The sequence below is a fragment of the Nonomuraea sp. NPDC051941 genome, assembly GCF_044593615.1.
Window position 1 is genome coordinate 18,271 of record NZ_JBIUCF010000044.1, and the last position, 12,409, is coordinate 30,679.

Here is a 12,409-nt window from a genome sequence, read left to right on the forward strand (position 1 = left end):
CTGGACACCCCCGCCCCCGCCGCGGCCGTCTGGGCCCTCTACGCCGACGTCAACGGCTGGACCGCATGGGACACCAGCCTCCTCCAGATCGACCTGGAGGGCCCCTTCGAGGTGGGCACCGAGGGCACCATGACCCCCGAAGGCCAGGACACCGTCCGCTTCCGCATCGTCGAGCTGGTCACCGGCGAGCTGTTCACCGACGAGACCGTCGTCGGAGAGCTGACCCTGCGCTTCATCCACCGGCTGGCGGAGACCGGGACCGGCACCCGCGTCACCCACCGCGTCGAGATCACCGGCCCGGGCGCCGAGGAGATCGGCCCGATGGTCACCTCCGACGTCCCCGACGCCATGGCCGCCCTGATCAAGCTGGCCGAGGCGTCCTGAGATGGCGCTCGCGCCCGACGACAGCCCGGGATTGCTGCTCTGGCGGACCACGTTGCGCTGGCAGCGGGCCATCGCCGCCGCGCTGGCGCCCTTCGACCTGACGCACGTCCAGTTCGTGCTGCTGGCCAGCACCGAGTGGCTGAACCGGCACGGCGAGCTGCCCAATCAGCTCGCCGTCGCCACGTTCGCCGACACCGACGTCAAGATGACCTCCCAGGTCGTGCGCAAGCTGGAGGAAAAGGGTCTGCTCGTCCGTGAGCCGGATCCCGCCGACAGCCGCGCCCGCCTGCTGCGGGTCACGGATCAGGGCGCCGAGCTGGCCCGGCGGGCCGTCGAGGAGGTGGAGCGGGCCGACGCCGAGTTCTTCCGGGCCGTGCCCGACACGGCCGGCCTCGTCACCGTCCTGCGACAGCTCGCGGGAGGGCAACCGTGACCCTCGTCACCGCCCTGCGACAACTCGCCGGAGGACAACCGTGACCCTCGTCACCGCCCTGCGACAGCCCGCAGAAGGACCCGGAGAGCTAGTCGGTGACGAGAGTGTTGAGCGTGAGGGTCTCCTCGCCGGAGCGGCCGGCGAGGCGGACCGACAGCTCCCACGCGCCGTTCATGAGGAACAGGTCACCCTCGGCGACGAAGTGGCCGGGGGCGGCCTTCCTGGCGGTGACCTCGGGCACCGCGTGACCCATGGTGGTCATCACGGCGGCGACGATCACCGTGTCGGCCTCGCCCCTGTCCACCCGGATGTCGACCGCGCTCCGGTCGGCCGTGACGGTGACGGCGTAACGGGTTCCCGTCGTGGTCACCGGGTCCGGGCCCGAGGTGCGGGCGATGACGAACGCGGCCGCCACGACCGCCACGAGCCCGCCGAGGATCAGCAGCCTCAGGCCCTTGACCTGCTTCATCGGGGGACCTCCACGGTGAAGGGCACGGTGGTGATGCCGCGGTCCGTCGCGTACTGCGCCCAGGCGAGGTAGCGGCCCGGCACGGGGAAACTGAACGTGAAGCGCAGCCGGCTGCCGGGCGTCCCCATCTCGTGGACGTGGCCGAGGAACTCGCCGTCCGCGCCGCGCACGATGAGGTGACCCGCCATCCCGAGCCACGGCCGTGGCGTGCCGCTGGTGGCCACCTCGACGCTGGCCGCCCGCCCCGCCTGCGGTGCGGCGGGCGTCACCGTGACCGTCCCGGTGGCGGCGGCGTCCTGGATCTCCGGGTCGGACGCGGCCGTGGGCTTCGCCGACCCGGTGACCGTGAAAGAGCCGGTGAGGAGCTGGCCGCCGGAGTCGGTGCGTTCGAGCTCGACATAGGTGAGATAGCGACCGGGGCGGTCGGCGCGCAGCCGTACCTCCAGGCGGCCGGGCGCGGTGCGCAGCGGATGGACGTGGCGGAAGTAACGGCCGTCCTCGCTGGTGACCACCAGGTGGGCCATGGCCTCGTGGTGGATGGTGAGGTCGTCGACGGGACGCCCGGTGGACCCGTCGAACAGCTCCACGCGCGCCACGAACTCCTCGCCGGCCGCCGGGGCGGCGGGGACCATAGTTACCACCCGCTGCACGTACGGCCTGCCGAGCAGCGAGTCCGTGGGACGCGGCTCGGCGCCGTCCGGCGACCGGGCGGGCAGCCAGGGGTCGAGGATCACGATCAACGCGGCCACCACGAGCCCCGCCGCGGCGACCGCGGTCACCACGAACGCCGACCGGCCGCGCCGGTTGAACGCGCCGGTGAGCAGCCCGCCCACCAGGAGCAGCCCGGCCACGAACAGGCCGCCGTAGATCAGGAACTCCCACCCCGAACCCCGGTCCACCAGGACCCGGAACGGGATCACCGCGCTCTCGCCCCCGGCGCCGATGGTCAGCTCGTGCGGCCCGGTCTCCTCGACCCGCAGCTGGGCGGGGCGGCCCGGCGTCACCGTGCCGGTCACGACACGCCCGTCGGTCACCGACCGGAGCCGCAGGTCCAGCGTCGGAGCGGACGGGAACCCGATCACCTCGACGCGCAGCGGCCCCGGCACCCGGGTCGTGGCCTTGATCACGAGGGTCAGCTCCGCGCCCGCGATCGTCTGCGCGATCCGCAGGTCCGCCCCCGCCTTGACGTCGTGCGCCGCCGCCGGCGAAGCCAGCAGCACCACCAGCAGGCCGACCAGGCAGAGAAGCCGGATCATGCCCGCCGGGCGCCGGACTCGCCGGTCTCCGCGGGCAGCGCGTTCGGGAGGAACAGAGCACCGAGGGCCAGGCCGACCAGACCGGCCACGATCGGGGCGCCGGTCCAGAGCTCGGGTACGACGGGCAGCTGCCCGGCGAACACGGAGGCGACCGCGATGTACAGGGACCAGGTGGCGAACGCCGACAGGCCGGCGAAGGCCCAGTAGGCGCCCCGGCGCTCCCGCGAGGGCCGCAGCCACCGGATCAGCAGATCACTCACCAGCCCGGCGGCGACGAACGCCAGCAGGATCGGCAGGTTACGGAAGGCCGTCTGCGCGCCCGGCATCAGGATGCCGACCGCGGACAGCACGGTCGCGCTCCCGAACGGCAGCTGCCAGCGCCGCAGGAGGAACAGCACGGGAGCGAGCACCATGATGTTCGTGATGATCATCGATGCGGCCAGTATGTCGGCGCCGTTGCCATCCAGGGCGGAGAAGTCCCGGACGATGCCGTTCGGGCTCCGCTGCATGGCGTTGCCGTACGACACGAACAGCGACACCAGCGTGGCGCCGAAGCCGAGCCCGATCAGCGCCGGCAGCAGCCGCGACAGCCGGGGCCGCTCCCCGATGTCCGGGGCGCTCCAGGCCGAGCGGAGCGGGGTCGTGATGATGAGCATCATCGTCAGGATCAGCCCCAGGTGGGACGGGCTGAACAGGATGTCGATGGTCTGCTCGATGCCCAGGAACGTGTGCCACATCATGTCGGCGAACCCGAACGCGGCGAACCCCGGGATGGCGAGCAACCCCGCCAGGTACCCGTTCGGCACCGCCGCCAGCCCGCTTCGGCCGGTGCGCACGTTGCGGTAGACCTGCCAGATGATCCACCCCGACACCGCCGCGAACCCCGAGTAGAACGCCGCGTGCCACGGCGTGAAGAACGTCTCCAACTCGGCCAGGGTGCTGTGCGCCCAGGCGTCGATCATCAGCCCGACGCCGTACCAGACGCCGAGCAACGCCATGACCAGGTCCGCCCGAGGGCTCACCCATGTACGTGCTTCCCCGGAGTCCGCCAGCAGCCGCCGGACCCCGGCGTCCACTGCCACCATGAGCCTGCTCCTTCCGTTGATCCGATCCTTCGCGATGGCCACCGGAAGCGGAACCCGGCTGGCACCCACCGGTAGGTACGGTTATCCGCACCCCTCAGGCGTTCAGATAGCGCAACACCGCGAGCACCCGCCGGTGGTCGTGCGGGCTCGCCTCCAGGCCGAGCTTGACGAAGATGCTGGTGCAGTGCTTCTCCACGGTGCGCTCGGCGATGACCAGCAGCTCGGCGATCGCCATGTTCGTACGCCCCTCGGCCATCAACCGCAGCACGGCGCGCTCCCGCTCGGTGAGCATGCGCAGCGGGTCGCCGGGCTGCCGGTGGCGGCCGACGAGCTGCTCGACCACGACCGGGTCCAGCGCGGACCCGCCCGACCCCACCCGGCGGATGGCCGCGGCGAACTCGGCCAGGTCCGACACCCGGTCCTTCAGCAGGTAGCCCACGCCCTCCGTGCGGCCGCCGAGCAGCTCGACCGCGTAGCTCACCCGTACGTACTGCGACAGCACCAACACCCCCACCTGCGGATGCCGCTCCCGCAGCGTGACCGCGGCGCGCAGGCCCTCGTCGGTGTGCGTGGGCGGCAACCGGATGTCGAGCACGGCCACGTCGGGCGGGTCCTTCGCCACATGGGCGAGCAGCTCGTCGGCGTGCTCGACGGACGCCGCCACCGCGAACCCGGCCTCGGTCAGCAGCCGGGCCAGGCCCTCGCGGAACAGTGTGGAGTCCTCGCAGATCGCTACGCGCACGGCAGGACCACCTTCAACACGGTTCCCTTCCCCGGTGGGCTGTCGATCGTGAGCTTGCCGCCGTTGGCCTCGGCGCGGTCGGCGAGTCCGGCGAGCCCCGAGCCGAGCGCGGGATCGGCCCCGCCCACGCCGTCGTCGCCCACCTCGACCAGGAGGCGGCGGCCGACCAGGGCGAGCCGTACCCATGCCTTCGACGCGGCGGCGTGCTTGGTCACGTTGGCCAGGGCCTCGTTGACGATGTAGTAGGCCGCGCTCTCCACGGCCTGCGGCAGCGGCTCGTCCAGCGCCAGGTCGCAGGTGACGGCCATGGGAGCGACCGCGGCCAGCTCCTTGACCGCGCCGGACAGACCGCGCTCGGTCAGCACCGGCGGGTGGATGCCGTGGCTGACCGCACGCAGGTCGTCCAGCGCGGCCAGCACCGCCGTCTTGGCCTCGCCGATCAGCGGCGCGGCCCGCCCGGGGTCGGTGCCGGCCTCGGCCAGCCCGAGCGTCATCGCCACCGACAGCAGCCGCTGCTGCACGCCGTCGTGCAGGTCGCGTTCGAACCTGCGGCGTTCGGCCTCGCCCCACTGCAACATCCGCCGCCGCGAGGCCGCGAGCTGCCGCAGGCGGGCCCGCAGGTCCGCGGTGAGCCGCTCGTTCTCCAGGGCGAGCGCCGCGGCTGCGCACGCGGCCTCGACGAGAAGGGGCTGTTCGAGGAGGGCGACGTCGTGCACGAGTACGGCGAGCGGCGCCTCGCCCTGGTCGACGCGGGTGACGACCCTGCTCGGCCCCGGGTTCAGGTCGACCGGGCGGCCGTCGGCGTCCACGTACCTGTCCTGCTCGGCCGTCCAGTAGCCCACGACCAGCCCGGGGTCCCGCAGGGTGGCGGCCAGCTCGTCGCGCAGCGTGCCCCGCCGTTCGCGCCTGCTCAGGCGTACCACGAGGTCGGCCACGCGGCCGTGGTCCATCCGGCTGCGCATGAGGCCGACCAGGTACGCCATCGGGACCGCCATGAAGGACACCAGCATGACGAGCGTGATGGGGACCTGCAGCGGGTTCGGGCCGAAGAGCTCGGCCATGCGGTCCACGGCGAAGGCGACCGTCGCGACCATCGACGCGCCGGTGACCGGCGCGACCGCCCGGCGCTGCGCCATGCTGGCCTGACGCCAGCGCTTGACCTTGAGAGCGAGCACCATGCCCGACATGAGGACGGTCAGCTGCCAGGACGAGGCGTCGAGCGCGTCGGTGAAATTCCGGAGCGGCACGGGCATCGGAAGGCGCATGAGGGCCTTGGCCGTGGGCAGCACGAGGGCCAGGACGTACGCCAGGCCGGTCACCACCTTGTACGACACCAGGTCCAGCCGGCCGGTGGGGAAGGCGAGGAACAGGTGGCAGGCCATCCCCGCCCACAGGCCGCACAGTGCCAGCGCCCACAGCTGCTGTCCGGGGAAGAACAGCACCTGCTGGGGGATCCAGGCGACCCCGAGCACGGCCATGAGCGGGCCGACCTGGTTACGCGGATGCTCCCGCCAGGCCACGATCCCGCCCGCGAGAAAGGAGACGCCGGCCAGCGCGCCGAGCACGAATATCGGGCCGTGCCGCCAGATGGCGCCCGGGCTGGCCCCCAGGGCGTTGACGACCAGCAGCCAAAGCCCTCCCGCCGCGACGGCGAGTAACGCGGTGGTGCCCCTGGAACGTGTCGCCATCGCCCACCCCCGATGGGGATTGTACGGGCGAACCATCCGGAATGCGGACGGATCGGACCCTAGGCAGGCAGGCCCCAGCGGGCCTGGTTCGCCGGGGTCACCGGGCGGATGACCGCGTCGCCCCGGGCCTGGATCAGGACCTCCTCGCCACGGCGCAGGTCGAGCTCGAGATCCCCGCCGGGCAGCGTCCGCCACGGCACCTTGCGGCCGTCGCTCCGTACGGTGAAGGGGCCGTCGATGCCGGTGCGGACGCGGCACGGCGCCCCGGCCAGCGAGACCAGCCGGACGAAGTCGGTACGGCCGCCGCGGCGGGCGGCCGACAGCAGGAACGCCCCCTGCGTCAGGAAGTTGTGCACGGTGGCGTCGGGCCAGGCGGCCGGCATGGCGGGCAGGACCCTGATGACGCCGTCCCAGCTCTGGCAGATCATGTCGTGCACGGACTGGGCGGCGGACAGCGGCGTCTCGATGACGGGGCCGCTCTCCTTGTACATCGTGTTGGGCTGGACGAAGCGGCGCAGCAGCTCGTCGAGGTAGAAGTGGGCGTCGTCGCCGCGCGACATCTGCGCGGAGATCGAGGCCGCGCCGGTGAAGCTGTAGCCCTGCAGGGCGCCCTCGAAGCTGATCCAGTGCTTGAGCGACCTCTCGATGAGCGCGCGCTGGTCCTCCTGCTCCCACGTGACCAGGTACAGGGGATAGATCATCAGGAGGTGGGAGTAGTGCCGGTGCGACTTGGCGAAGGGGGCGCCCGCTCCGATCATGAAGCCGTTCTCGTCGATCGGGTAGCCGGCCAGGTTCGCCAGAACGTCCTGCCACTTCGGCAGCAGCGGGTCGCGCACGCGCAGCAGGCGCGCCGACTCGACGAGCGTCCGGCAGCCCCAGCGGATCAGCGCCAGGTCGTAGTTCGTGTCCGGCGCGTTGACCCCGTACTCCGGGGAGAACGTGGCGGGCAGGTGCAGCTTCCCGTCGGAGCCCGGCTCCAGGAAGTGCAGGTAGTAGTTGATCGCCCGGCGCAGCAGCGGGAACAGCACGTCCCGCACGATCCGGGTGTCCATCGTGTGCCGGTAGGACAGCCAGACGTTGTGCAGCGCCCAGGTCAGGTTGCCGACCTCGGGCACGGGGGTGGCCTGGCCGGGGACGCCCACCGGGTAGCCGCTGTTGCCGAGGCCGGAGCCGTTGTCGAGCGTCATGTCCGTGGTACGCGGGATGCCCGCGGAGTCCTCGGGGAACGTCACCTGGTCGACGAGGTTCTGCCGGTACCGCGACAGGCTCCTCGTGACCGCGTCCAGCTCCAGGTGGTTCGAGCCGTGGATCAGCCAGTACTCGAGCTGCACGTTGAGGTTCCACCAGGTGGCCGGCCACGGCGTCGGCTCCAGCCACGGGCCGGTGGTCGCCATCGGCGGCGCGTCCCCGCGCGCGGCGGCGGCGACCTTGTAGAGCTGGATCCAGTAGAAGCTCTGCGTCCGCTGGTCGGGCAGCGACAGGAAGCTCTTGCGGTAGTAGCCGTGCCACCATCGCCGGTGGTCGGCGGCCAGCGCCTCGACGGGCAGCCGGGCCGCCGAGCGTACCGATCTGACCGCCTCGTCGCCCGCCGTGTCCCGCGGGAACGACCAGGCGACCGCGGCGTAGAGGGTACGCCGTGCGCCGCGCCGCACCTCCTGCCAGGCCGTCGCGTGCCCGCCGCCGGACAGCAGCGGTTGGGTGATCAGCTCCAGGTCGTCGTGGCGGGTCACGGACGGGGCGGGGTTGGCGGTGTAGCCGGGCGGAGGCGGCCGGTTGAAGATCGGGTCGGCGCGGGGGCTGACGGCCTCCTCGGGGTGGAAGGTCCACCGGAAGTCGCGCTCGCCGTCGCTGGGTAAGACCTCGACGGCCAGTACGGAGCGGTCGTTGTGGATCAACGCCCTGATCTCCAGGCTGCCGGAGGAGGTGGTGATGGCGCCGGTCAGCTCGGCGTTCCACAGGTCGAGCCGCCAGTCGACGCCGGTGATCGCGCCGACGGGCTCCAGTGTGAGGTGGCCGACGGGCAGCCGGGCCAGGCCGAACAGCGCGCCGTACTCGGGGCGGTGGTCCTGGACCTCGCTGTGCTGCACGGTGAAGCGCACGGCGTTGGCGCCCTGCTGCGCGTAGACGCCGGAGCCGAGGAAGCCGTTGCCCAGGAACGGCCCTTCGTACCAGGTCTGCGGCATCCGCTTCCACACCAGGTCGGCGTCGGCCAGGAAGCGTTCCCAGTCGATCTCGTCATGGAGCAGCGGACCGCCGCCGCCGCCGAGCGCGGGAGCGGCCAGCGCGGCGCCGAGGAGTTCGCGCCTGGACGGCTCGCTCGCCGCAAATAGATCGGACGTATCGGGCACCAATGAACGGTATTTCCGCAAACCGGCAAGGTCAAGACCCTCAGAGGTCGGATCGTCTCGAAGCCGCAACCGATTGACCCATGGCGTTGACGTCGTGTTACCCGCCAATTAACGTCCCCAGTTAAATATTTGATAACGGATGGACCCCCGCATGAGAGAGCTCAGCAGACGTGGATTCCTCCAGGCCGGCGTCACCGCGGCCGCCCTCGCCCTGACCGGCTGCGCCGGAGGCGGAGGCTCGGGTGCCGGCCTCCAGTTCGCCTGGTGGGGCAGTACGACGCGGCACACCGCGACGCAGAAGGCCATCGACGCGTTCAAGAAGAAGAAGCCCGGCATCCAGATCAAGACCCAGTTCTCCGGCTGGGAGGGCTACTGGGAGAAGCTGGCCACCCAGACCGCGGGCGGCAACGCCCCCGACGTGATCCAGATGGACTACTCCTACCTCGGCGAGTACGCCAGGCGCGGCAGCCTGCTGGACCTGGGCCCGTACGTCGGCAAGGGCCTGGACCTGTCCGGCTTCGACCCCGACGTGGTGAACGCCGGCAAGATCGACGGCAAGCAGTACGCCGTGAACTTCGGCATCAACTCCACGGCCCTCATCGTCAACAAGACCCTCGCGGCCGAGCGCGGGGTGGAGATCCCCGAGACCTTCACCTGGCCCGAATACGGCGAGCTGGCCAAGAAGCTGGCCGGGAAGGGCGTCTTCGGCACCGAGGACGGCGCCCAGGACGGCGGCGCGCTGGAGAACTGGCTGCTGGAGCGGGGCAAGATGTTCTTCACCGCCGACGGCAGGCTCGCCTACGACGAGGACGACCTCAAGGAGTGGTTCACCTTCTGGGACGGCCTGCGCAAGGCGGGCGCGGCCACGCCGCCGGACGTCCAGGCCACCGCGGCGGGCGACGTGCAGAACAGCCTGGTCGCCACCCGCAAGGCGGTCATGGACTTCGCCTGGTCCAACCAGCTCACCGCCTACATGTCGCTCACCAAGGACGAGGTCGGCGTCCACACCCTCCCGACCGGCGACAAGCCCGGCCAGTACTACAAACCATCCATGCTGCTGACCGTCAGCTCCGGGAGCAAGGCCAAGGACGACGCGGTGGCCCTGGTCAACGCGCTCGTCGCGGACCCTGACGTGGCCGGCCGGCTCGGGTCGGAGCGCGGTATCCCGCCCGCGACCCCGATCCGCGCCGCGCTGCGGCCCAAGGCGTCGCCGTCCGAGCAACCGGTCTACGACTACATCGACTCGATCAAGGACCAGGTCGGCCCGCTGCCGCCGCCACAGCCGCTCGGCGCCGGGGAGCTGCACAACAAGGTGCTCACCAACATCAACCAGCAGATCGGCTTCGGCAAGCTCACGATCGAGCAGGGGGTGTCCCGATTCTTCGAAGAAGCTCGACGAGTGCTCAAGTAGAGGGACGCGCGGCCTATCTGTTCCTGCTGCCGTGGTTCGCCGGGCTGCTCCTGCTGACCGGCGGGCCGATCCTGGCCTCGCTGGCCCTCTCGTTCACCGACTTCGACCTGCTCACCGCGCCGTCCTTCGTGGGGCTGGACAACTACGCCAGGATGCTCACCGACGACCCGCACTTCGTCAACGCCGTACGGGTCACGCTGATCTACGTCGTGTTCTCCGTGCCGCTGTCCGGTGCGTTCGCGCTCCTGGTCGCCGTGCTGCTGAACAGGCCCGTGCGGGGCATCGGCGTCTACCGCGCCGCCTACTACCTGCCGTCGCTGCTGGGCGGAAGCGTCGCGGTGGCGATCCTGTGGCGGCAGATCTTCGGCGCGGACGGTCTGATCAACGACGCCCTGAGCTATTTCGGGATCGTGGGGCCGAGCTGGATCTCCACGCCCCAGTACGCGATCTACACGCTGGTCCTGCTGCACATCTGGCAGTTCGGCTCCCCCATGCTGATCTTCCTGGCCGGGCTGAAGCAGATCCCCGCCGAGCTCTACGACGCCGCCGCGGTGGACGGCGCCGGGAAGGTGCGCGCGTTCTTCCGCATCACGCTGCCCATGCTCAGCCCGATCATCTTCTTCAACCTCGTGCTGCAGACCGTGAACGCCTTCAAGGCCTTCACCCCCGCCTTCATCATCAGCGGCGGCATCGGCGGACCGGCCGACTCCACGCTCTTCTACACGCTCTTCATCTACCAGGAGGGGTTCGGGAACTTCCGGATGGGCTACGCCTCCGCGCTGGCCTGGGTGCTCCTTCTGGTGACCGCGGCCTTCACCGCGCTGGCCTTCCGCTCCTCGAAGTACTGGGTGCACTATGCCGACTAGCCGCCGCTGGGCCCTCCACCTGCTGGTCGTGGTGGGGGCGCTCGTCATGCTCTATCCGCTGTTCTGGCTGATCAGCTCCTCGTTCAAGCCCAACGACGAGATCTTCACCGATCCCGGGCTGGTGCCGGAGACCGTGGTCGCGGACAACTACGCCACCGGGTGGACCGCGCTGGGCGTGCCCTTCAGCGGGTTCTTCGCGAACTCGTTCGTCATCGCCACGGCGGCCGTGGCCGGGAACGTGATGTCGTGCTCGATGGCGGCCTTCGCCTTCGCCCGGCTGAGCTTCCGGTTCAGGAAGCTCTGGTTCGCGATCATGCTGGGGTCGATCATGCTGCCCATCCACGTGCTGATCGTGCCGCAGTACACGCTGTTCAAGTATCTGGGCTGGGTGGACACGTTCCTGCCGCTTATCGTGCCGAAGTTCCTGGCGGTGGACGGGTTCTTCATCTTCCTGATGGTGCAGTTCATCCGGTCGCTGCCGCGCGAGCTGGACGACGCCGCCCGCATCGACGGGTGCGGGCCCGTCCTGGTGTACTGGCGGATCATCCTGCCGCTGTCCCGGCCGGCGCTGATCACGACCGCGATCTTCACCTTCATCTGGACCTGGGACGACTTCTTCAGCCAGCTCGTCTATCTGAGCGACGTGTCCACGTACACGGTGCCCCTGGCGCTCAGGGCGTTCCTCGACTCCAGCGGCGGCTCCACCTGGGGGCCGATGCTCGCGATGGCGGTGCTGTCGCTGATCCCCATCCTGGGCTTCTTCCTGATCTTCCAGCGACGCATCACCGAGGGCATCTCGACCACCGGCCTCAAGGGGTGACGTCACCGCGGGGTGAGCCGGATCACCGGGTACTCGCGGTCGGATTTGGCCTGGTACTTGGCGTAGCGGGGCTGGGCGGCGGTGATGCGCTGCCATGCCTGCGCGCGCTCGGCGCCGTCGAGCCGGTGCGGCGTCACCGGCACGGCGTCGCGGCCGGGGAGCTCGACCGACGCCCGCCCGGGGTGCGCCATCAGGTTGGCGTGCCAGTCCGGGTGCCGGCCCCCGCCGCCCGACGCGACGATCAGCCAGGCGTCCTCGCCGTCGGCGAACCACGCCAGGGGCGACTGCCGCGGCTGCCCGCTCAGGCGGCCCACCGTGTTCAGGATCAGCACGTCCATGCCCATGAACGAGCCCTGGCCACGCCGGATCTTGCGGCTCATCCGGGCGTTCATCTTCCGCTGGATCCACCGTGACATCGGCCCGGGCGTACCGCTCTTGCGCTGCTGCTGCTGTGTCATCGGTGCCCCTCAGCCCAGCTCGTTGACGCGGATCATGTTGCCCGCGGGGTCGCGGAAGGCGCAGTCGCGGATCCCCCACGGCTGCTCGGTCGGCTCCTGGACGACCTCGGCCCCGCCGTCCCGCAGCCGCGCGAAGGCGCCGTCGAGGTCGGCGGTGGCCACGATCATGCGGGCGTAGGTGCCCTTGGCCATCATCTCGAGGATGGTGCGGCGCTCGTCGTCGGTGATGCCGGGTTCGGCGCCCGCCGGGTGCAGGACGACGGACGTGCCGGGCTGGCCGGCGGGGCCGACCGTGATCCAGCGCATCGTGCCGTCGCCGACGTCGTTGCGGACCTCGAAGCCCAGATTGTCGCGGTAGAAGGCCAGGGAGGCCTCCGGGTCGTTGTGCGGGAGGAACGTCTGGTGAATGGTGAAGTCCATGGCGACGACGCTAGTTGCGGCCCGGTGAC

13 protein-coding genes are annotated in these 12,409 nt (G+C 70.8%); 5 read left to right on the top strand and 8 right to left on the bottom strand.

The window, feature by feature from the left end; genetic code table 11:
* Window positions 1–384 carry an SRPBCC family protein gene (locus ACIHFD_RS49950; protein ID WP_397372996.1) on the top strand — a complete coding sequence of 128 codons (384 nt, stop codon included), beginning with the start codon at window positions 1–3 and terminating at the stop codon, window positions 382–384.
* 1 nt (window position 385) lies between these two features.
* Window positions 386–817, top strand: a complete 432-nt coding sequence (locus ACIHFD_RS49955) for a MarR family winged helix-turn-helix transcriptional regulator (RefSeq protein ID WP_397372909.1) — start codon at window positions 386–388, stop codon at window positions 815–817.
* A gap of 88 nt (window positions 818–905) precedes the next feature.
* Here the strand turns inward: ACIHFD_RS49955 and ACIHFD_RS49960 are convergent, their stop codons facing one another.
* From ACIHFD_RS49960 to ACIHFD_RS49985, 6 genes are all read right to left on the bottom strand, one after another.
* Complete coding sequence (locus tag ACIHFD_RS49960) at window positions 906–1,286, bottom strand: hypothetical protein (protein ID WP_350726006.1); 381 nt, start codon at window positions 1,284–1,286, stop codon at window positions 906–908.
* A complete protein-coding gene (locus ACIHFD_RS49965) occupies window positions 1,283–2,542 on the bottom strand; it encodes a hypothetical protein (protein ID WP_397372910.1) in 1,260 nt (419 codons plus the stop codon). The genes ACIHFD_RS49960 and ACIHFD_RS49965 overlap by 4 nt, the downstream gene beginning before the upstream one ends.
* Complete coding sequence (locus tag ACIHFD_RS49970; RefSeq protein ID WP_397372911.1) at window positions 2,539–3,564, bottom strand: hypothetical protein; 1,026 nt, start codon at window positions 3,562–3,564, stop codon at window positions 2,539–2,541. The genes ACIHFD_RS49965 and ACIHFD_RS49970 overlap by 4 nt, the downstream gene beginning before the upstream one ends.
* A gap of 157 nt (window positions 3,565–3,721) precedes the next feature.
* Window positions 3,722–4,369, bottom strand: coding sequence for a response regulator transcription factor (locus ACIHFD_RS49975; protein ID WP_350726012.1), 648 nt, complete (start codon window positions 4,367–4,369; stop codon window positions 3,722–3,724).
* A complete protein-coding gene (locus ACIHFD_RS49980) occupies window positions 4,360–6,057 on the bottom strand; it encodes a sensor histidine kinase (RefSeq protein WP_397372912.1) in 1,698 nt (565 codons plus the stop codon). Before ACIHFD_RS49980 ends, ACIHFD_RS49975 begins: the two co-directional genes overlap by 10 nt.
* Window positions 6,058–6,116: 59 nt before the next feature.
* Window positions 6,117–8,405, bottom strand: a complete 2,289-nt coding sequence (locus ACIHFD_RS49985; RefSeq protein ID WP_397372913.1) for a glycosyl hydrolase family 95 catalytic domain-containing protein — start codon at window positions 8,403–8,405, stop codon at window positions 6,117–6,119.
* A gap of 151 nt (window positions 8,406–8,556) precedes the next feature.
* Here ACIHFD_RS49985 and ACIHFD_RS49990 point away from each other — a divergent pair, with 151 nt between their 5' ends.
* From ACIHFD_RS49990 to ACIHFD_RS50000, 3 genes are read left to right on the top strand one after another with little or no spacing between them, the layout of a single operon-like run.
* Window positions 8,557–9,816 (top strand): ABC transporter substrate-binding protein, encoded by a 1,260-nt coding sequence (locus tag ACIHFD_RS49990; protein WP_397372914.1) that lies wholly within the window; start codon window positions 8,557–8,559, stop codon window positions 9,814–9,816.
* On the top strand, window positions 9,783–10,682 hold the full coding sequence (locus tag ACIHFD_RS49995) for a carbohydrate ABC transporter permease (RefSeq protein WP_397372997.1): 900 nt from the start codon (window positions 9,783–9,785) through the stop codon (window positions 10,680–10,682). Before ACIHFD_RS49990 ends, ACIHFD_RS49995 begins: the two co-directional genes overlap by 34 nt.
* Window positions 10,672–11,502 (top strand): carbohydrate ABC transporter permease, encoded by an 831-nt coding sequence (locus ACIHFD_RS50000; protein WP_397372915.1) that lies wholly within the window; start codon window positions 10,672–10,674, stop codon window positions 11,500–11,502. Before ACIHFD_RS49995 ends, ACIHFD_RS50000 begins: the two co-directional genes overlap by 11 nt.
* Before the next feature lie 2 nt (window positions 11,503–11,504).
* Here ACIHFD_RS50000 and ACIHFD_RS50005 read toward each other — a convergent pair whose 3' ends face one another.
* Entirely contained in the window at window positions 11,505–11,960 is a 456-nt protein-coding gene (locus ACIHFD_RS50005) for a nitroreductase family deazaflavin-dependent oxidoreductase (protein ID WP_397372916.1), read from the bottom strand.
* 9 nt (window positions 11,961–11,969) lie between these two features.
* Window positions 11,970–12,380: a VOC family protein gene (locus ACIHFD_RS50010; protein WP_350726024.1), complete on the bottom strand. Its 411-nt coding sequence runs from the start codon at window positions 12,378–12,380 to the stop codon at window positions 11,970–11,972.
* Between the last annotated feature and the right edge of the window lie 29 nt (window positions 12,381–12,409).